At 60.4% G+C, this 20272-nt stretch carries 15 protein-coding genes; 3 read left to right on the forward strand and 12 right to left on the reverse strand.

What is annotated here, in order from left to right:
* Positions 1-204: 204 nt before the first annotated feature.
* The 7 genes from CK228_RS27055 to CK228_RS27085 form a co-directional block, all read right to left on the reverse strand.
* A complete protein-coding gene (locus CK228_RS27055; protein WP_095775246.1) occupies positions 205-1386 on the reverse strand; it encodes an ABC transporter permease in 1182 nt (393 codons plus the stop codon).
* The gene (locus tag CK228_RS27060; RefSeq protein WP_095789775.1) at positions 1383-2381 is read right to left on the reverse strand and encodes an ABC transporter permease; all 999 of its coding nucleotides are present in this window, start codon (positions 2379-2381) and stop codon (positions 1383-1385) included. The genes CK228_RS27055 and CK228_RS27060 overlap by 4 nt, the downstream gene beginning before the upstream one ends.
* A gap of 2 nt (positions 2382-2383) precedes the next feature.
* Positions 2384-4282: an ABC transporter substrate-binding protein gene (locus CK228_RS27065; protein ID WP_095775244.1), complete on the reverse strand. Its 1899-nt coding sequence runs from the start codon at positions 4280-4282 to the stop codon at positions 2384-2386.
* Positions 4279-6174 carry an ABC transporter ATP-binding protein gene (locus CK228_RS27070; protein WP_095789776.1) on the reverse strand — a complete coding sequence of 632 codons (1896 nt, stop codon included), beginning with the start codon at positions 6172-6174 and terminating at the stop codon, positions 4279-4281. Before CK228_RS27070 ends, CK228_RS27065 begins: the two co-directional genes overlap by 4 nt.
* A gap of 157 nt (positions 6175-6331) precedes the next feature.
* A complete protein-coding gene (locus tag CK228_RS27075; RefSeq protein ID WP_095789806.1) occupies positions 6332-7672 on the reverse strand; it encodes an adenylate/guanylate cyclase domain-containing protein in 1341 nt (446 codons plus the stop codon).
* A gap of 233 nt (positions 7673-7905) precedes the next feature.
* Entirely contained in the window at positions 7906-9249 is a 1344-nt protein-coding gene (locus CK228_RS27080; RefSeq protein WP_095775242.1) for a nucleotide sugar dehydrogenase, read from the reverse strand.
* A 110-nt stretch (positions 9250-9359) separates the two neighbouring features.
* Complete coding sequence (locus tag CK228_RS27085; RefSeq protein WP_245438125.1) at positions 9360-10520, reverse strand: DUF3095 domain-containing protein; 1161 nt, start codon at positions 10518-10520, stop codon at positions 9360-9362.
* A gap of 91 nt (positions 10521-10611) precedes the next feature.
* Between CK228_RS27085 and CK228_RS27090 the strand changes: the two genes are divergently transcribed.
* Positions 10612-11697 (forward strand): glycosyltransferase family 4 protein, encoded by a 1086-nt coding sequence (locus CK228_RS27090; RefSeq protein WP_095789778.1) that lies wholly within the window; start codon positions 10612-10614, stop codon positions 11695-11697.
* The gene (locus CK228_RS27095) at positions 11694-12458 is read left to right on the forward strand and encodes a polysaccharide deacetylase family protein (RefSeq protein ID WP_095789779.1); all 765 of its coding nucleotides are present in this window, start codon (positions 11694-11696) and stop codon (positions 12456-12458) included. The genes CK228_RS27090 and CK228_RS27095 overlap by 4 nt, the downstream gene beginning before the upstream one ends.
* A 1-nt stretch (position 12459) precedes the next feature.
* On the opposite strand, the gene CK228_RS27100 is transcribed toward CK228_RS27095, so the two are convergent.
* The 3 genes from CK228_RS27100 to CK228_RS27110 all read right to left on the reverse strand — a co-directional run bounded on the left by CK228_RS27100 (position 12460) and on the right by CK228_RS27110 (position 16896).
* Positions 12460-13314 (reverse strand): MBL fold metallo-hydrolase, encoded by an 855-nt coding sequence (locus tag CK228_RS27100; protein ID WP_095789780.1) that lies wholly within the window; start codon positions 13312-13314, stop codon positions 12460-12462.
* Positions 13315-13449: 135 nt separating this feature from the next.
* On the reverse strand, positions 13450-13899 hold the full coding sequence (locus tag CK228_RS27105; RefSeq protein WP_095775237.1) for a cyclic nucleotide-binding domain-containing protein: 450 nt from the start codon (positions 13897-13899) through the stop codon (positions 13450-13452).
* 282 nt (positions 13900-14181) lie between these two features.
* Positions 14182-16896: an ABC transporter ATP-binding protein gene (locus tag CK228_RS27110; RefSeq protein ID WP_095775236.1), complete on the reverse strand. Its 2715-nt coding sequence runs from the start codon at positions 16894-16896 to the stop codon at positions 14182-14184.
* A 162-nt stretch (positions 16897-17058) separates the two neighbouring features.
* Between CK228_RS27110 and CK228_RS27115 the strand changes: the two genes are divergently transcribed.
* Positions 17059-17730, forward strand: a complete 672-nt coding sequence (locus tag CK228_RS27115) for a class I SAM-dependent methyltransferase (RefSeq protein ID WP_095789807.1) — start codon at positions 17059-17061, stop codon at positions 17728-17730.
* Between the two features lie 107 nt (positions 17731-17837).
* On the opposite strand, the gene CK228_RS27120 is transcribed toward CK228_RS27115, so the two are convergent.
* Together CK228_RS27120 and CK228_RS27125 are read right to left on the reverse strand one after the other, a co-directional pair.
* Positions 17838-19034 carry a glycosyltransferase family protein gene (locus CK228_RS27120; protein ID WP_095789781.1) on the reverse strand — a complete coding sequence of 399 codons (1197 nt, stop codon included), beginning with the start codon at positions 19032-19034 and terminating at the stop codon, positions 17838-17840.
* Positions 19031-20272 carry a glycosyltransferase gene (locus tag CK228_RS27125; protein WP_095789782.1) on the reverse strand — a complete coding sequence of 414 codons (1242 nt, stop codon included), beginning with the start codon at positions 20270-20272 and terminating at the stop codon, positions 19031-19033. Before CK228_RS27125 ends, CK228_RS27120 begins: the two co-directional genes overlap by 4 nt.

Here is a 20272-nt window from a genome sequence, read left to right on the forward strand (position 1 = left end):
TTTGTGTGTCCTCAACCAGCTAAAGAGATCGGCGATGCCCGCGACCAGAACGGGTCGCGGGTGAAACCCTGGGGCGACGTGTTAAACTCCGATCGAGTCTCGCCGCATATAGAGGCGAACGATGGACACAGCAATAACCGAGCAGGCAGCCGACAAGGATCATACCGGTGGAGCCGGCGTCCGGCGCGCGGCGGAGTAGCGATGTCACTTGTAGGGGTCTGCGGCGTCCCGCAAGCCGTCGCCGAGGAAGTTGAACGCCAAGATGACGAGAATGACGGGGAGCATCGGCAAAAGCAGCCATGGATAGAACGCGATCACGCTGACGCTGCGTGCCTCGGTGAGCAGGATGCCCCAGCTGGTTGTCGGCGCCCTCAGGCCGAGCCCGAGGAAGCTCAGCGCCGTCTCGCCAAGGATCATGCCCGGTATGGAGATCGTCGCCGTCGCGATCAAATGCGACATGAAGCCGGGAATGAGGTGACGCCCGATGATGCGGCTGCTGTTGGCGCCCATCAATTGCGCGGCCAGAACGTAATCCTCCTCGCGAAGGGCTAGAAGCTTTGAACGCACGGCCCGCGCCAGTCCGGTCCAGTGGATCAGCCCGAGGATGACGGTGATGCCGAAGTAGATCAGGATCGGGCTCCAGGTTATCGGCATGATCGCCGCCAGAGCCAGCCATAGTGGAATGCTGGGGATCGATTGCAGAACTTCGATTATCCGTTGAACGATCAGGTCGAAGAGACCGCCGTGATAGCCGGCCAGTCCGCCGATGACTATGCCGAGCAGGAAGCTGAAAATGATGCCGACGAGGCCGATTGTCAGTGAAATGCGTGCGCCATAGATGATGCGAGAGAGCACATCCCGCCCCAGCCTGTCGGTGCCGGCGAGAAAGAGTTGGCCGTTTTCGGCAGGGCAGACAAAATGCCTGTCCCCTTCGATCAGGCCCCAGAACCGGTAACTGTCGCCCTTACAGAAGAAACGGATCCGCTGAACATCATCCTGCTCCTCGATGTAGTTTCGCTTGAGTGTGTCCATATCCAGCGTCATGTGGCGGCCATAGACGAATGGCCCGACGAACTGGCCGTTGTGGAACAGGTGCACCCCCTGCGGCGGCGAATAGATGTAGTCCATGTTGCGCGTGTGCAGATTGTAGGGCGCCAGGAACTCGCAGATCAGTATCCCGAAATAAAGCGCTGCCAGGAATATGCCGGAAACAACGGCAAGCCGGTGCCTTCGGAATTTCCACCACATCAGCCGCAACTGCGACGCCTGAAAGACCTTCGATTGCTCCGGCGTCATCGCCTCGACCGACTCCAGGTCAAAGGGCGCGATGGAAACGTAGTGTTGCAGTGGAGCACCTGGAGCGGGCAGCGGCGAAGGTGTGTTCATTTGGTGCTGCCGCCTTGCAAACGAATTCGTGGATCAAGCAGCGCCAGCGCCAGGTCGGAAATCAGGACACCGATGACCGTCAGGAAGGCAAGGAACATCAGGAACGACCCCGCCAGATACATGTCCTGGCTCTGCAGCGCCCTGATCAGCATCGGCCCGGTCGTTTCCAAGGACAGGACGATCGCGGTGATTTCGGCGCCGGAGATGATGGCCGGCAGGATAGAGCCGATGTCGGAAATGAAGAAATTGAGCGCCATGCGCAGCGGATATTTGACCAGCGCCTTGAAGGGATGAAGGCCTTTGGCGCGCGCGGTCACGACATACTGCTTGTGTAGCTCATCAAGCAGATTGGCGCGCAGCCGTCGGATCATGCTTGCCGTGCCCCCGGTGCCGATGATCAAGACCGGGATCCAGAGATGGGCGAGGATCGACTTCGCCTTGGCCCAGCTCATCGGCTCTCCGAGATATTGCTGGTCCATGAGATGGCCGATGGACGTGCCGAACCAAATGTTGGCGAAATACATCAAAATCAGCGCCAGCATGAAGTTCGGAATGGCAAGGCCGAGAAGGCCGAAGAAAGTCAGGCCGTAGTCGCCCCAGCTATATTGATGCGTGGCGGAGTACATGCCGATCGGAAAGGCGATGAGCCAGGTGAAGATGATCGTGACGAAGGAAACCAGTACGGTCAGCCACATTCGGTCCCCGACGACTTCGCGAACCGGCAGCTCATATTCGAAGGAATAGCCGAAATCGCCGTGCAGCATCCCGCCGACCCAGTAGAAGTAGCGAATGACCGGCGGCTGGTCGAAACCATATTCCTTGCGCATCATCTGGATGCGATCGGAATCCACCGCTTCGCCCTGAGCTCGAAGCTCGGCAACATAGCTGTCGAAATAGTCGCCTGGCGGAAGTTCGATGATCGTGAACACCAGCGCCGATATGACCAGCAGCGTTGGAACCATTACGGCAATGCGCCAGACAATATATCGAAGCACGCTCAGGTCTCTCCAAGCCAGAATGTATCGGGCATATAGACGCCGAAATAGGCAGTCGGGTCGTAGCCGTAGAGCGCCTTGTCAGGCAGGTTGTGCAGCCGCGAGGACGCCAGAACCGGCTGGTACGTTGCGTTCACCGTCCCGATTGAAAACACCTGATCGGTGTAGATCGATAGCATTGAATTCCAGATTTCGGCGCGCTCCGCGGCTTCGGTTGATGCGTTCCAGCGCTTGAGCAAAGCGATCAGCTCGACCACAGGCGGAAGATCGGGCGCTTCACCGACCGTGCCATGAGACAAGTAGTGAGCACCCCAGAGCGGCCATTGCAGCTGGTCGTCGATGGTGGGGGCCAACTGGTACGGGTTCATGTCGGCGGTCGGCACGCCGTTGTCGATGCCCGACCACATCGACATCATGATCTCGCCGCCAAGTGCGCGGCTGCGGAAGATGTCTCGCTGCGAAGTCCGGATAAACACAGCAATGCCGATCTTGCGCCAGTGATCGGTGATGAGTTCGAGCGCGTCGGTTTCCAGGGTGCTTTCGCCGGCCGTTTCCACGATGACCTGCGCCGGGCGTCCGTCGGGAAGTAGCCGCAAGCCGTCATCGTCACGCGTCTGAAGCCCGACCTCGTCGAGCAGCGCATTGGCCTTGTCGGGATCGTGGGCGACCCAGGCTTTCGCGAATTCCGGCCGGTAGAGCGGGCTCTCCGGCAGGACCGTATCGGCACTTTCCTGCGCCAATCCGTAGAACACGGCCAAATTGATCTCGCGCCTGTCCACAGCGAGCGAAAGCGCGCGGCGCACGCGCACGTCACGAAAAAGGCCGCGCCACACCTGGTCGGCACAATTCAGATTGGGCAGCAGCGCCAGCCGCGAGCCCTGCGTGCGTTTCCACAGATGCATCTTCACCGGGTAGCGCTTCTCCGCGTCCTTCAGGAAGGAGTAATCGGCGAAGTCAATTCCCATGCATTGCAGGTCGCTCTCGCCCGCACCAGTCTTGGCGGAAATGATCGCCGACGAACTGACATTCATGACAAACCGGTCAATATAGGGCAGTTGCCGGCCATTTTCGTCAATTCGATGAAAGAACGGGTTGCGCTCGAAAATGAACTGCTCAGCCGGCGGCTTGGTCCGGTTCTGCCAAGGATCCAGCGTCGGCAACTCCGGGTTCTCCGGGCGATACTGCCGAGACATGCGGATATGCAAGAGCGTCCATTTCTTGGCCCGGTACTCCTTCATGAGACCGGCCAGCCGGAATGGATCCTGGTATTTTTTGTGAAACTGCTTGAGATAGGCGGCCGGCAGAACAAGTGGTAGAGGCGAAGCAGCGGCGAGCTTTGGCAGGAAGTCGGGATTGGGCGCATCCCAACTATAGCGGACCGTCAACGGATCGACGATGTCGAAGCGAGGCGGCTTGCCGTCCGCCAGCAGGGCCGGGGCGAGCCCGCCTTGCGAAAGCTCATCGTTCAGCCAGACATCCTCCCAGCAATAGCGAAAATCCTCCGGCGTCAGCAGGCTACCGTCGGACCATTTATGTCCTTCCCGTATCTTGAAAGTGAAGACGCGGTCATCCGCTACGTTGAAACTTTCGAGAATGTCGGGTTGCATGTTAAGCTTTTCGTCATAGCCGACCAGGCGAGCATACCCATAGATCGTCATCATCCGGATATCCTTCTGGCTGCCGATGATCGTGCGCAGCGTGCCGCCATACTGGCCGGGCTGCCGGCCCATCGCAGCGAGATTCAACGCGCGCGGGCTCTTGGGCAGGCGTTCGGCGAGTGCCGGCAGCGCCCTTGCCTTCAACTGCGGCTGAAGAAATTCCGGCTCCAGATCGCCGGCGCGCGACGTGCCCGGCAGAAATGCCGAAGCCATGAGGCCAAGGACGGTGCGCCGGCTGATCAATGGCGTAGCTCGCTCACATCGGCCGAACGTCGGGCCAGCACGAGGTGGCCGCCGCCAAGATCGAGCGGCGACAACTTATCCTCGTCGCCCTCGTCGCGGAATTGCGGTCCCCATGCGCTGGTGTCCGAAGCGCCGCTGAGCTTCAGCGTCTTGAAATCCATCGGCCTGTCGAGATCGGGGAAAGGGACTGCGGCGACCAGCGAGCGCGTGTAGGGGTGGACCGGTTTCCTAAGCAGAATTTCGCGCGGCGCAAGCTCGACGATGCGCCCGCCGCACATCACCGCGATGCGATCGGCCATGTAGTCCACCACCGCCAGGTTGTGGGATATGAATAGGTAAGTCAGGCCCAGTTCCTTCTGCAAGTCCTTCAGAAGGTTTAGGATCTGCGCCTGGACAGAGACGTCGAGCGCCGAAACCGGTTCGTCGCAGATCAGCAGTTCGGGCCCCAGTGCCAACGCGCGCGCGATGCCGATACGCTGACGCTGCCCGCCGGAGAAACTGTGCGGATAACGCTTGATGAAGCGCGGATCGAGCCCGATTGCCTGCATCAGGCTCTTGACCGTGGCCAGCCGGGACGCGGCATTGCCACGTTGATGGATTTCCAGCGGCTCGCTCAAGATGTTCTCCACCGTCATGCGAGGTGAAAGTGACGAAACCGGATCCTGGAAGACCATCTGGATTTTCGCACGCAGCATGCGCAAGGCGCCTCTCTCGGCCTCCAAGACGTCGATCGGTCCATCGCGGCCGTTGAAGATCACAGAGCCGCCGCTAGGGGTGACGGCCCGCATGAGGATCTTGCTGACGGTGGTTTTACCGGAGCCACTTTCGCCAACCAGACCCAGGCACTCACCCCGTCTGATATCGAAGCTCACGCCGTCCACGGCGCGAACAAGGGTTTGATGATCTCCGCCGAACCAGCCGGACTTGCGGGTGGTGAAGGTCTTTGTCAAATCCCTGACCGAAAGCAGGATGTCGTCCGGCCCCTTCGATGCCGGCGCCGTCTGCTTGCCGAGCAGGTTCCCGACATTGACCGGCACGTCGCGGAGCGCCTTTAGCCTTTCGCCAGGCTTCAGGTCGAAATGTGGAACGGCTGCCATCAGGCCCTTCAGGTAAGGGTGACTTGGCCGGCGGAATATCGCCTCGACAGGTCCCGCTTCCATGATCTCGCCATGGTAGATGACCACCACCTCGTCGGCGACATTGGCGACCACGCCGAGGTCGTGCGTGATCAGCAGCATCGCCATGTTCAGTTTGGTCTGAAGCCCGCGCAGCAATTGCAGGATTTGCGCCTGGATGGTGACGTCCAACGCCGTCGTCGGCTCGTCGGCGATCAACAGGGCGGGCCGGCAGATAAGCGCCATCGCGATCATGGCGCGTTGACGCAATCCTCCCGAAAGTTCAAAAGGGTACATGTCATAGGCACGCCTGGGATCGGGAAAGCCGACAAGGCCGAGCATTTCCTCGGTCCGCGCCTTGCGCTCCGCCCGAGCCATGGGTGTATGAATCTGCAGGGATTCGCTGACCTGGTTGCCGATCGTGTGCAGCGGCGACAGCGATGTCATCGGCTCCTGAAAGATCTTGCCGATGCGGCTGCCTCTCAGCGCCCGGATTTCGGGTCCGTCACGCGGCATCTGCAGGATGTCCTGCGTCGTGCCGGGCTTTTCAGGATCGGAAAACAGGATACGGCCGCGAACATGGGCTGTCCTCGGCAAAATGCCCATCACTGCCTGGCTGAGAACCGATTTTCCCGAACCGGACTCGCCCACAAGCGCGGTAACCTTGCCGGGCAGGACGCGAAGATTTGCACGCCTGACGGCATGTAACGGTCCCCCGATAATGGCAAATGAGATGCCAACATCCTCGATCCGCAGCAGGTCAACGCCTGTATTCATTCTCACACCAGCCCCACTCTGGAGGCCTGCCAGGCGGCAGGCCCAGAAATTAAGACTAGCGCATTGCCAGCCTAGAGCAACGTGGATTCGAAACGGTCGCCAGAGGCGGAGCCGGCGATGGACTGCACAGCAAGGCGTACGGATCGGATCGTGGCGGTTACTGAAGCTTCCTCCGGTCGCCCTCCGACAGCCGGGCGGCATCGCGATGAAGAAGCATGAGCTGCTCGGCTTCCGATCTTCGATCGTGAATCGGCTCCAGCGCAGCATCTTCATCGAGTGCGAGAGCACCCGACAGATCGGGTGAAAGCACCGTCAGCTTCTGCTTGATGCCCGCCAGTTCCTCGTTGCCGAGCGTCAGCCAGCTGTCGGCGCCGCAATAGCTGGCGAAGTCTTTGCTGGCGAGAACGCTGTGCGGATACTTCTTGGTCAGGGTCTGGAGGCGCTGGACCTCGTTTACAGCCGAGCCGAAGACAGAAAACGTCAGCCGGTCGGTAAGCCCGACATTGCCGAACATCACATTGCCGACATGCAGGCCGATACCAAATTTTATATGGCCCAATCCCTGCTTCTTTCTGCGCTGATTGAGATCCATCATGCGCGCGCTGGCCTTGCGCGCTGCCGCAAGAGCAGCCTGGCAGGCGATCTCGGACTGCGAGCGGTGCCTTTCGCAAGGGTAGACGGCAATGAAGCCGTCCCCTATGAAACTCATGATCTGCCCGCCTTTGCGATTGAACGGTGCAGCAACGGCGTCGAAAAACTGGTTCAGCGTATCGATATAGACTTCGCGGCCGGAGGTCTCGGCAAGTCTTGACGACCCGCGCATGTCGCCCATGACCAGCGCGGCCCGGATTGTATCACCCTCGCCGCGCTTGATCTGGCCGTCGAGCACGCGCCTGCCGGCGTCGCCGCCGAGATAAGTTGTCATCATGTTGTCGGCGAGCTTCGTGAGCACCGCCATCTTGGTTGCGATAGCGAGATGGTTCTGGATTCGCAGCAGCGCCGAAATCATGCTGTCGCTGAAGCCTGCGGCACTGTCGGTGGACCAGGACCCCAACATGCCCTGACCGGTGTTGCCGTTGAAGGGATGGACGAAAGCCATGTAATCGGTGACGCCCATAAGCTTGAGTTCATCAAAAACAGGAAACTCGGAGGGCACCGACGCGTTCAACCGGCGCCGCAGATGGTCGAGCTTGTTGCTGAGCAGATGGTAGTATGGGCTGGTCAGGAATCTGTCGGAATGCACGCCGCTCTCCTTGCGGAAGCCTTCCATTTCCATGCCCTGGCCGCGAAGCCAGGTGAAGCCAAGCGCATCATAAAGCGGATGAAGCATCGAAAAACTCAAATGCACCCGCTTCAGCGGCAGGCCGGCGGCAGCCAGCCGTTCACAAAAGCCTTGTACCAATGTTTCCAGGTCGTTGCCGGCCAGCGCCGATTGGGTCAGCCAATCGGCAACCTTGTCCATGAGAATGGTGGAAATTTCTGCTTGCGCTGTGCTCATGCTATCTCGAAACCCGTCGAAGACGAGCCATCTCCTTTGATCCGCCAGACCCTCGAAGTGAATGAAACCGGCTTCGGCGGCAAAGCCGGCGAAGAATTCCCGGATGACTGTCGTTGCAGGCAAGCAGCAGGCGTAACTGCATCTATCTCCTGGCACACATATTTGGCGAGGCTCCCGGCGGAGTGCAATCCCGATCCTGACATCGGGCAAAAAATTCGCCGGCTCGGACGCCGTCAGGCCTTCACCACCGTCTCTCGGGCTAGTCCGAGCCGGCCAAAAACATTGCGTGTGTCGACGATCAGAAGGGCGTGATCGGCGATCGCCTGATAGTCGATCGCATCATGGTCGGTTGCAACGAGGACAGCATCGAAATCCTTCAAGACCGCTTCGGTCAATTCGACCGAACGACGCCCCTTGATCGCCATATGCTCCCGTGTGGTCGGGATCTCGGTAACATGCGGGTCGTGGAATTCCGCCTTGCCGCCCCATTCCTCGATGAGTTCAATGAGCCGTAGTGAGGGGCTTTCGCGGATGTCGGGCACATTCTTTTTATAGGCCAGCCCGATGATGAGAATGCGCGAGCGGCTGAGCGCCTTGCCGCAGCGCCGGTCCAGAGCTTTGGCCAGTTCATCGACGACATGACTCGGCATGGCCGTGTTGATCTCTGCCGCCAGCTCGATGAAGCGGGTCGGCAGTTCGTATTCGCGCGCCTTCCACGTCAGGTAGAAGGGATCGATCGGAACGCAGTGCCCGCCAAGTCCGGGGCCAGGATAGAAAGGCATGTAGCCGAAGGGCTTGGTCTTTGCAGCCTCGATCACCTCCCAGATATCGATGCCCATCGCACCGAGCACGATTTTCAACTCGTTGACAAGGGCTATATTGACCGAGCGGAAGATGTTTTCCGTGAGCTTGACCGCCTCGGCGGTCGCCGTGGTGGAAACCGGAACGACGGTCTCGATCACGCTCTGGTAGAATGCCTGCACGAGCGTCGCCGCCTCAATACCGTCGCCTGCCACGACCTTGGGGATCGTCGCGACTTCAAAGCTGCGGTTGCCGGGATCCTCGCGTTCGGGCGAGAAACCGAGGAAGAAGTCTATCTTCGATTGCAATCCGGTTTCTTCCAATATGGGCTTGATCACATCGTCGGTGGTGCCGGGATAGGTGGTCGATTCCAGCACGATCAGCTGGCCGAGACGCAGATGCTTGGCGATGGTGCCCGCCGTGTTCCTGACGAAGGAGAGGTCCGGCTCACGATGTTTGGTCAGCGGTGTTGGAACGCAGATGATGATAACATCGCAGACAGTCAGTTCGACAAAATCCGCAGTGGCACGGAACCGACCGCTAGCCACCTCGCCGGCAAGGGCAGTCGACGTTACCGCCTCAATGTAGGATTGGCCGTTGTTCAGGCACTCGACCTTCCGGGCTTCGATGTCGAAACCGGAAACCGGGAAGCCGGCGCGCGCGATCGCAACCGCCAGCGGCAGCCCGACATAGCCCAGTCCGATCACTCCGACTTGCGCGGCGCGCGTCGAAATCCGGTTGAGAAGACGGTCATATGGCGATCGTGAGGCGTCCAAAAATCTGTTCTTCCGTCAATTCGGACAGGTCGCTTCCATGGCGAGGCTCACCTGGTCCCAACAACCATGGCGGAGGCATATTGCGGAAGGTCGATTTCTGCAAGCCTTCATCAGACCGGCACCTTCGCCTTCAGGCTTGCGGCAGCCATCGCATAGCCGCCGGCGGCGCCATCGATGAAATGAATGTGATCGCGCTGCAGCGGCGAGGCGACGAGGCATGTCATCAAGGCCGATTTCTGGCGGTGCAGGCCGTAGCTGCAGATGCCCGCCTCTTCCGCCTGTTTCAGCCGGCTCTCGATGCGTTGCAACACATCCGCGTCAACGTCGATGGTCATCTTCAAGCCGTCGTCGAACTTCCGGAAATCCGAATTGCTTGCCACTTCGCGTTTGTAGACTTTCGGATCGAAACGACCGATGGTCCAGCCAAATCTATCGGCGACCGCAGTAAGCGTCATCAGGAAGATTACCCACAGCTTCGCCAGCCATCGCCGCCCTGGCGGCGCCGTGGCCCGCGCCTCGACATCGAGACCGGCTGGCAGCAGACTGTAGCCCGGCCCGTCCACCGGCACGGGGTGGCCATCGCGCTCCTGCCTGCCGGCAAGGGCAATGATGTCGGAAGCCAGAAACTGAAAACCGCGCAAGTCGCGCGACACCCCCGGTATGGCTATGATCGAGACGATTTCGCCATGCCGGGCTTCTATCGGGTTCCAGCGGCAGGAGAGGCCGGTCAGATCCGGCCGCGCGCCGGCCGGCGCGGGTTCGATGCGGTAGCGTCCCGCTTTCATCTCGGCTTCCGCCCAACTGCCGCCACCGCCGGCGAACATGGCATAGAAGACCGCTTCGGAGGCCTGGAACCTCGCCACGCGAACGTCGAGGCCTTGCGCCCTTATATCCTTCATCGGCACGATTGCGGCACGCAAGGTCAGGTCCAGTTCGTCCGCCACCCATCTCTGGACAGCCGCCAGCGCGTTGCGGGTGACGTCCAGAACCGAGCCGGGAAACGCCACGAGCGCACCGTCGCCACCGAAGACAAAGGGAAGATCTTGCCGACCCAGCGCATTGAGCAGCGCCGAAATGACGCTGGCACCGGCCATATTGACGGTTTTATAGCGCCCGGCCTCGATCGCCTTGGTCGAGCCGACGATGTCGGCGGTGGCCAGCGCCCAGCCATCTGGGAGAGGCCGATAGTTATCGATATCGGCAACGCTTTCGAACTTCGCGAAGACCGGCAAGGAAGCGACAAACGGATCGGACGCGGCAGCTGTTTCCATGAGCATCAGATAGCACACTCCATTGCTTGAAGTTGAGTAGATCGTGCCTGGAAATTGACTTGCGTAGGCTTTCCGATGATAGGGTTCGCCGATGCGAATTGCCTTCTACGCGCCGCTGAAGTCACCCAATTATCCCGTTGTCTCCGGCGACCGCCAGATGGCGCGAATGCTGGTCAAGGCGCTGGAGCATGGAGGGCATAGCGTCGAACTGGCATCCGAGTTGCGCTTCTATATACGCCAACCGGAGCAGAAAGGTTTCGATGCGCTCAAGATCGAGGCCCGAGAGGAAGTCGCGCGGCTGGCAAAGCTTTGGGATCGTGGCAAGCCCGATCTCTGGTTCTCCTATCATCCCTACTACAAGGCGCCCGACCTGATCGGACCCGAGCTGGCGTCGGCCTTTGGTGTCCCCTATGTGACAGCGGAAGCCTCCTATTCGAGGCGGCGCAACGCCGGCGTGTGGGCCGATGCGCAAGCCTTGGTGGCGCGAGCAGTCGAACAGGCAGCGCTGAATATCTGCTTCACGCAAAGGGACCGTCGGGGGCTGACAGATGCGATACCCGACGCCGCTCTTGGCATGCTTCCACCCTTCATCGACACATCGGCATTCCGGGAAACGCCGGCACGGGGTTGCCCGACGCGCCTCGTTACCATCGCCATGATGCGCCCGGGCGACAAAGCCGAAAGCTATCGCATGCTGGCGCGAGCGCTCGGTTCGATCGGCCACCTGCCTTGGACCATGTCGGTCGTCGGCGACGGGCCTGCCCGCGACGAGGTCAAAGCGCAATTCGCCGGGTTGCCCGCCGACCGTATCGAATGGCTTGGCGCGATTGAGCCAGCCGCCGTGCCGGATGTCCTCTCCAGTGGGGGAATCTACGTCTGGCCGGGTTACGGGGAGGCCTATGGCATTGCCTATCTCGAAGCACAGGCCGCCGGCCTTCCGGTGGTGGCTCAGGACGTTGCCGGCGTACCGGAGGTCGTACGGGAAGGCCAGACCGGGTTTCTCACCCCGCCGGGCGATGTGGCGGCATTCGCTTCTGCCATTGAAAGGCTCCTGGCCCGTAACGACGAAAGAACCATCATGTCCGCGAAAGCCAGGCGTTTCATCCTCGAGGAACGTTCCCTCGGAGCTGCGGCGGCGCATCTGGTCGAACTTCTTCAGAAGATCCCGGCTTCATGACATCCGATCAGATCTGGCAGCCATTGGTGGACGAACTGGCGTGCCGGCAACGGGCGGGCCGCAAGGCAGAGTTCTGGCTGCGCGACGATGACGCCGTGGATCCGACCCCCGCGCTTAATCGGCTGCTCGACCTGACCGGTGAATTCGCGGTTCCGGTCACTCTGGCCGTCATTCCGGCTATGACCGATGAGAAGCTTGTCGTCCGGCTTCACGAGGCGCCGCATGCCACGGTCGCGATCCATGGCTGGGCGCACCGAAATCATGCGCCCGAGGGCCACAAAAAGCAGGAGCTCGGCGCGCATCGGCCACGCGAGGCGGTACTCGATGATCTGGCTCGCGGGCTGTCGCACGTGACCGGCCTGCATGGCGCACGCGCCGTTCCGATGCTGGTGCCGCCCTGGAACCGGATCGACGCCGGCTTTGTACCCGAGCTTGGATCGACAGGATTTGCGGCATTGTCGGTCTATGGGCCGCCGAAGCCGGCTTCACTGGCCGTCATCAACAGCAATGTCGACATCATGGATTGGCATGGCACGCGCGGTTGCCGCGATCATGGTCTATTGGTTCAGGCTATTATCGCGCAATTGCAGCATGCATTCGATGGCGGCGAACCGGTCGGCCTGCTCACCCACCATCTCGTACATGATGAATCGGCCTGGCTTTTCCTCGAACGGCTGTTCGCAGTCACCGCACGGACCGAGGCCTGCGTGTGGCTTCCGATCAAGACATTGATCGGGCGCAGCGCCGGCAAAGGAAAGTAGCTCAGCCTTCTTTGTGCAATGAGGCAGGAAATTTGAGCGTCTGGCCATCCCGTGCTGCAAAAGCGCCGGCAAACCTGTCTTTGGCCAGTTTCTCGATCTCGTCCAGTTCCTCGTCGAGGCGTGTCGGATCGTGGTGAAACAACGCAAGCCCGTGCGCACCGGCCGCCTCACACAGCTTGACGCCCTGTTGCCATGTCGAGTGCCCGTTACCGCGGCGGCGTTCCATTTCCTCCTCGGTGTAGGTGCAATCGTAAACGACGAGGTCGGCGTCTTCGATCAGGTCGAGCACCGCCTGATCGAGTTTGTCCGGTTCGTGCTCAGTGTCTGTGATTACCGCCACGACGCGGCCGCCCCATTCGACCCGGTAGCCTATGCAGCCGCCCGGATGGATAAGACTGCCGGTCCGGACCACCACCCCCTCGCGCGGACGAAGCACGTCTCCGGATGCGAAATCGCGGCAGTCGAGGCGTGCCTTGCAGATATCCAGTTTCACCGGAAACCACGGCGGCCGCATGAACTCGTCGACCATCTGCCGGGTCGTCATGCGTCCTGCAAGATGCCCGGACCAAAGGGCAACCTTGACGCTCCGGTCATAGATCGGCGCAAAAAACGGCAGCCCGATGATGTGATCGTAATGGCAATGGGTGAAAAGCAGGTCGAAATCGGTCACCCCCGCCGCCCGAAGCGCCCTGCCGGCAGGCTGTAGGCCAGAGCCCGCGTCGAACAAAAGCGTATGCTTGCCGCATCGCATCTCAATGCAGGTTGTGTTGCCGCCATAGCGAGAGAATTCCGGCCCCGATACCGGAATGCTGCCACGTACACCCCAAAACCTGACCAGGAAAGCGTCGTCGTCCATGCTTACCTCTTTGCAGTCCCCGCCGCCCGTCGTAGCCAAACAACTGCTGTCAGGCGAGACAGGTCTCCTCCCGGTGATCTTCTCAGCCAGAGGCCAGTGCCATCACAGCGGCGAGGATCGAGCGCACATCATACGTTATTTGGTGCTTCGTGCGTCGATCAGATCTGCGGTCGTGTGGCTTAGGCGATTGGCAAGAACCCGCAGTATCTCGATGGTCATTTCCGGGAACTCGTTCATAAGCCTCAGGAAATGATCCTTGGGGATTCTCAAAGCTTCCAGCGGACTTGCCGCTCTGACGGTGGCAGTGCGGGAGCTGTTGCACAATATGGCAATCTCGCCAACGATGGAGTTTGGCACCAGTTCAGCAACTTTTATGGGTCCGCTGTCGGAATCGACCAGAATATCCGCCCTGCCTGAAAGGATGACATAGGCGGCATCTCCCTCGTCGCCCTGCCGGAAAAGGATCTCGCCCGCGCTGTAGTTCACGCGGTCGGATGTGAACGCAAGCAGCTTGAGCTTTGTCGGCTCGATGCCAGAGAACAAGGGAACGCGTTGCAGCATTCCAACTTCATCCTTGAGCAGCATTGTCGCAAACCTTCCCAAATTCGCCCTGCCAGACTAGAGCAACGAACGTCCAGATGGAATCAATTCTGTTTCCGGGATGTGAGCCCGATGTCTGTCGTGCGATCAGGCGATGCCGCCTGACAAAATGGGCGTTCGCCAGCCGGAAACCCGTAGGGCCGGGTGAATTCGCGGCAAGGCTTTCGGGTTTGGGCGCGGATGTCGTCCCGCTTCACCCTTCGCCGAATCCTTGATGTTGCACCAAATTTCCACCGGCAGAATGATCCCATCTGAATGTCCGTTGCTCTATGACAGCAGCTCCTTGAAAATACCGTTCCCTGCCAAAAGAGTCTCGTGTGTTCCGTCTTCCACCATTTGACCCGAGTCGAAGACGACAACGCGATCGAACATCGTCGCCATTGCCGGATTCGTCACGACCCACACAATTGCCGGCGATTGGCCGTCGCGCCTGGCCTCCTCGAGCACGTTTCGCAGCACCTTATCCTGCATGCGCTGGTCGAGCGCCGACAGCGGCCGGTTGAGAATGAGAAAATCAGGACGCTTGAGCAGGGCCCGGGCAACATCGAGCTTCTGTCGCTGCCCATTGGTAAGCCGCCTGCCGCCGGCGCCGACGTTGAAGTCCAGACCGACATCCAGAAGCTCGCCATAAAGCCCCAGTTCGTCAAGAATGTCATAGACGATGGATCGTATACGGTCCGGAGCGTCGGGATGGTTGTTGCCCACACGCCCGAACAGGACGTTATCCATGACGGTGGCCGCAGCAATGTATTTGGCAGGATCATACCGTTCGACCGCATTTTGCAGTTCGTGCGGCAGGTTTTCATAGAACCGGTTGCGTGCGGCGACGATCTTGCTCATCAACTCGTCGCTCAGCAGGCCGAAGCGGTGCCGGGGCTCGATATAGGCAAAACTCAAGGTGACGATCATGGCGCGATCGTTCTCCGAAACCGTCTCGTAAGGACGGTTCTTGAGCCGTTGCAGCAAGGTTTCGTACGCGGGTATCTCCTCGGCGCTCATGAAGGCGAGCTGCTGGAAGAACTGGTGATCGGGCGGCAGGTCGGCAAACAGCTCGATCGCCTGTTTGGCAATCTCCATGCCCATTTCGTAGAGCGTGCGGTCGAGGCCGGCTTGCCTCAGCACAGAAGCAAAATAGGGATTGGCTGCCAGGGCCCTGTCGGCCAGTTGGGGACCGGCGGCAGCGCCGAAAAGCAGGTTTTGGCCGATCGTTGCTTCCTTGTTGTAGGCGCCCGGTTCGAAGGGAACCACCAGTCCGCTCAGCCCTTCGTGTTCCAGCCGGGTTCGCAGCGCCGCGCGCAGTTCGACGATCCGCCTGGCAAGCTCGGTGTGACGCGTGAGATCGGCCGAAGAGCGCAAGCCAAGATCGAGAATGTCGCGCGACAGAACAACCGCGTCGAGCACCCGGCGCACGGCTTCAAAGAGGTCGTGCGGGCCGCTAGCGCCGGCGGAAGCGTAATTGATCCAGTCGCTGTGGATATCAAGATCCGGATTGCCCGACCGGCGTGCCTCGTCGATGTTCCAGCGGTGCTGGACTGCCGCGGCACCGTCATAAGGCACCGATGTCAGCGGCGCATGCTTCAACCCGTAGAGCAGGTTATCGCGGAGGCTTGCCTGGAACAGGAAAACATCCGACGAGGCATAGGACATGCGCCGGCCGGTCACTGCTTCGGGGAGTTCAAGCAGGTCGTCGGCGCCGGACGCGACTCTTCCACTATCCGGCCAGTTCAGCCGCGCGAAGGCTTCTGCAAGCGCCTCCCCTCCACCTGTTGCGGTACTGACCAGCGCCACCGTCTCACCCGGCTTGACCTGCAGGGAGATGCGGTTGAGGAGCATTGCACCGCTATCGTCCGCTATGGACAGACCGATCGCCGACAGGGGCTTGGTCATCGGATCTGGATCGTCAATCGTCAACGCCCCGATTCTCGGCGCGATCAGACCGTCGACGGTGAACTGTTCGACGACCTGCTGATATTTGACCTGGACATCCTGCCGATCCTGATCCCAGTCGATCAGTTCCTTCATCGGGCCGGGCAGGTCCTTGTAGGCGCCGATCACGGCCACGAGCTGGCCGACATCCAGCCGCCCCTCGATGACCAGATACCCGCCGATCATGTAGAACAGAAAGGGCGTAATCTGCGCGAGAAAATTGTTGAGGAACTTTACCATGAATTTCCATTGGTAAAGATCGAAGCGGATCTTGAAGATGAGCCCGAGCCTCGCGGCTATGTCGGCGCGCTCGTAGTTTGAGGTATCGTGGACGTGAACCGCGCCGATGCCTTCGACGATTTCGCCAACCCGGCCTGAAAGTGCGCGCGCCGTCAGCTGCCGTTGCCGCCCGAGCACGATCAGCCGCCGCCGCATTCGCGGGATGAGCACGATCTGGATCACCACGATCACGACCGCTATCATCCCTAGCCAGACATTCTGGACCATGATGAACAGCATGGCGGTCAGCGCCTGGCCGCCGAGCAGTACCGGCTGCAGGAAGGCATCGCCTATGAAGCCGCCGAGCGGCTCCACCTCGTCCTTCACCATGGTCGCCACTTCGGCGGATTTCACCCGCTTGAAGTAAATCGGCGGAAACCGCAGCACACGATCGACCAGATCGAAGCGGATACGCCGCAGCATGCGTTCGCCGAGGCGACCCTTGTAGGTGTTGATGTAGAGTTTGAACAGGCCGTTGATCACGACCAGCAAGAGGAACACAAGGCTCAGGGCAAGCAGCGTCGCCTTGCGGTCGAGCTGAAAACCGGAGAAGAACAGGACATCGCCAATGAACGGCAGGTTGTAGTGCAGCCGCATGAATGCCTGGGTCGCGCCCGGCTGCTCGAAGCCCCTACCTTGGATCGGACCGTTGACGATCAGCTTCGGCAGGTCGAAGGACATGAAATACGGGATCATCGAAAGCAGGACGACCATCAATATCCAGAGCTGCTGCTTCTTGGTGTGCCTCCAGATATAGCGGGCTAGGCTGGGTTCCATATGCGACTGTGGACCTTCAGTTTAAAGAACAAAAGTGGAAGCGCTGGCTGGTGAACGGCGCATCGGCAATCATCGCCGGCGACACGTTCGAAGCCTGCGGGGCGGCTTTGCTGGCAAGATTGCGTTGTGTCGCCCGAAATCCCAACATACAAGGCGAATATGATGGATGTCACGCAACCACGCAATGTCGGCACGGACGGGCACGAGCAAACCCTGGACCTCACGAGGGGAATTGCTGCTTATGTCAACAACCCTCTCGTGGCAGGGCTTGCACGCGTCGTCGCCAAGCATCCGAAGGCCGATATCGCCAACGCCTTCAACCACAAGCAGGTTGCGTGCAAGACATGGGCGCTCGACAGGCTGTTCGAAAGCAGCGGTGGCCGGTTCGGGCGCATATGGGTCCTGGGTGGATGGTACGGCGTATTGCCGGCAATGCTCTTCAACGACGCCCGCTTCGACATCGCGGCGATCGATAGCATCGACATCGATCCCGAAGTCGCGGCGGTCGCCCGGACCCTCAACCGGGAAGCATGCGACCGGTTCCGGGCGCTGACGGCAGATATGTACGCGCTCGATTATGCGGCCGGGCGGCCCGACTTGACGGTCAATACCAGCTGCGAACATATAGCCGATCTGCGCGCCTGGCTTGCCCTGCTTCCGCGGGGCACGAATGTACTGCTGCAATCGAACGATTATTTCAGCGAGCCAACGCACATCAACTGCGTGGCTTCACTTGCAGCATTCGAAGCGATGGCGGCGCTAAGCGAGGTGCGGTTCTCCGGCGAATTGCCGACAAGAAACTATACGCGCTTCATGCTGATCGGGACCGTTTGATGCATTTCGCCCAAAAGCGCAGCGTTTTTTGGGACATCTACATAAAACAAGGACTTGAGGTGCGCCGTACTGGCCAGACAAGATGCGCGATAAAGCCGATGAATAGTCTAGGACCCATCGTCCGTTTGATCATGTTCCTTTCCGAAACCGGACCCCATTCTTAGGGACCATGTTCGATACCGTTCGCGCAGGATTTGCGCGGAGTGACGGGCACCTTCCAGGTCGAGACGATGCGCGGATGGCGTCGGTCCGGCAAGTGTCTGTTCGATCGCGAGCACCAAGCCCTCAGGCGTCAGGTCGTTTTCCGTCAGCACCGTTGCGAGACCGAGCTCTTCGAGCATCAGGGCGCGAACCGTCTGTTCGGTTTCTCCGCCGGCTGCAAATGGAACGAGCAGCGAGCGACAACCCGCGCGCAGGACATCGCAGACCGTGTTGTAACCCGCCTGCGAGACTGACAGGCGGGCGCCGGTCAACAGGCTGGCGAAATCCTCGCGGAACCGGAAGATGGACAGGACAGGTGAGGCATCGCGTGCAATCGCGTCGAACTCGTCTTTCGGGAGGTTGGGGCCGGTGAGCAAACACCATCTCCAACCGTTGTTGGCATTCCGGGCTGCCGCGACGGTGGACCTGACAACGCTCTTTCCGGCAGCCCCACCCCCAACCGACACCACAACATCGTAGCGCTCGGAGGCCGCGGGCGATGGCGGCGCGGCAACGAGCCCCGTGTAGGTGACCTCGGCCCTGATCGCCCCAGCCAGTGGAAATGTCTTGCCGATGGTTGCGAAAGCCGGATCGCCGTGGATCATGACAAGGTCGAAATGCCTGTTGATGAGATCGACCGTTTCCTCGTTTCGGCCCAGCTTGACGCGCTCCTGAAGGATATCACGGACGGACGTCGCCAGCAGCGGTCTGGGCGACGTCGCGTCGATGGCCTCGATCAGCGGCAAGAGTTCGAAACGCATCTGCCGGCGTCCAAATGGAAACGCCTCGACAATGACGATATCAGGCCTGCAATCCCGGAATGCCTGCAGCAGCATCTCCGAACGCCGTTTCTTGAAATCATCGTCGATGGGTTTGCCCTGCAGGTCGACAAGTCCGGAAAATCCTTCATCACCGGAGGTGACAGGTGGAAGCGTTACAGATTTTACCCCCCGTCCGGGAAACCCCGCGATCGGCGCTCCGCCGGTCACGACGGTTACGTCGAACCCATCATCGACCAGAGCGGCCGCAATGCGGCTGGCGCGCGCGAGATGGCCGATACCGAGCAGGTGCTGGACATAGAAGAAAGCCCGCAGCCGCTTCATTCGGAGGCCCACTCCCGCTCGAATAGTTCCTTGAGCTGTCCAATGCTTGCCAAATGATCGAAATTGTCGCGCACGCGCCGCTCTGCGGCTTCGCCGAGGCGGGTACGCAGCACGGGATCACGGATCAGGCGCTCCAGCGCCTGTGCCAGGGCAATTGGGTTCTCCGTCGGAACCAGCAGCCCGGTTTCATCCGGCGACAAAAGCTCCGGCACGCCGGAAATATCGGTCGACACGCAGGCAAGCCGCTGGCTAGCTGCCTCCACCAGCACATTCGGCAGACCGTCCCGGTCACCATTTGCGGTGATCCTGCAGGCCAGGGCGAAGAGGTCGGCGCAACGGTAGTGCTCAAGCACCTCCTGCTGCGCAAGCGCGCCCCTCCAAGAGACGCGACCATCCAGTCCAAGTTTTTGTGCCAGCGCCTTGAGCCGTTCCAGTTCCTCGCCGCCGCCGATATGCTCAAAACGCCACGCCAAATTATCAGGCAAGAGGGCAAGGGCCTCCAGCAAGGTATCGTAACCTTTCTTTTCAACGGCGCGCCCGACACTCAGAACGATAACCGGTTCGTCCGGCGTCGAGCCGTCATTTTGGTTCCGAGCCTCGCCGAAACTGCCGAAGCGATCAAGGTCGAGCCCATGATAACTAAGATGCACACGCGCGTTGCCGCTAGCGAGTTCTTTCAGACGGTCGAACCCGGTTTTCGTGCAAGTGACCGTCCAGCGCGCCGAGGAAAGCTTGCCAGCCAGATCCCAGTCAGCCGAAGTCCAGATGTCCTTGGCATGGGCCGAGCAGCTCCAGGGCAGGCCACGAAGCTGGCTGGCATAGCGCGTCACCGATGCCGGCGTGTGCGCGAAATGTGCATGCAACCACCCCGCGTCTTCCGGCCATTCCGCCGCCAGCACGAGCGCTTGTCCGAAGCGGCGGACGCGACTGCGCGAAAAGTCGCGGGGGATATCGGCAGCTAACGATCCGAGCGCGCGCCAGAAGCCCGGCCGCAGCAGATAAGCAAACAGCGAGCGAACCACGCGCAGCGGCTCTTCATGCAGATATTCCGGCAGATAATGGACGGGCGCTTTGATCTCGTCATGCACGGGGTGGCGTCCCGCGTCGGTCGGCCGCCTGAGCGCGACGAGTATCAGGTCGAACCCCGAACGCTCCAGACCGAGCAGTTCCTGCGCGATGAAGGTTTCCGACAGCCGCGGATAGCCCTTCAGAACCACGACGATCTTGCGATGTTGCAA

It is taken from the genome of Mesorhizobium sp. WSM4312 (assembly GCF_002294875.1).
In the GTDB taxonomy this organism is placed as follows: Bacteria; Pseudomonadota; Alphaproteobacteria; order Rhizobiales; family Rhizobiaceae; genus Mesorhizobium.

Bases quoted from the DNA above. Each gene is read 5' to 3' on its own strand.
- CK228_RS27055 (WP_095775246.1), bottom strand. From the start codon at position 1,386: ATGAACACACCTTCGCCGCTGCCCGCTCCAGGTGCTCCACTGCAACAC.
- CK228_RS27070 (WP_095789776.1), bottom strand. From the start codon at position 6,174: ATGAATACAGGCGTTGACCTGCTGCGGATCGAGGATGTTGGCATCTCA.
- CK228_RS27075 (WP_095789806.1), bottom strand. From the start codon at position 7,672: ATGAGCACAGCGCAAGCAGAAATTTCCACCATTCTCATGGACAAGGTT.
- CK228_RS27085 (WP_245438125.1), bottom strand. From the start codon at position 10,520: ATGGAAACAGCTGCCGCGTCCGATCCGTTTGTCGCTTCCTTGCCGGTC.
- CK228_RS27090 (WP_095789778.1), top strand. From the start codon at position 10,612: ATGCGAATTGCCTTCTACGCGCCGCTGAAGTCACCCAATTATCCCGTT.
- CK228_RS27095 (WP_095789779.1), top strand. From the start codon at position 11,694: ATGACATCCGATCAGATCTGGCAGCCATTGGTGGACGAACTGGCGTGC.
- CK228_RS27100 (WP_095789780.1), bottom strand. From the start codon at position 13,314: ATGGACGACGACGCTTTCCTGGTCAGGTTTTGGGGTGTACGTGGCAGC.
- CK228_RS27105 (WP_095775237.1), bottom strand. From the start codon at position 13,899: ATGCTGCTCAAGGATGAAGTTGGAATGCTGCAACGCGTTCCCTTGTTC.
- CK228_RS27110 (WP_095775236.1), bottom strand. From the start codon at position 16,896: ATGGAACCCAGCCTAGCCCGCTATATCTGGAGGCACACCAAGAAGCAG.
- CK228_RS27115 (WP_095789807.1), top strand. From the start codon at position 17,059: ATGGATGTCACGCAACCACGCAATGTCGGCACGGACGGGCACGAGCAA.
- CK228_RS27120 (WP_095789781.1), bottom strand. From the start codon at position 19,034: ATGAAGCGGCTGCGGGCTTTCTTCTATGTCCAGCACCTGCTCGGTATC.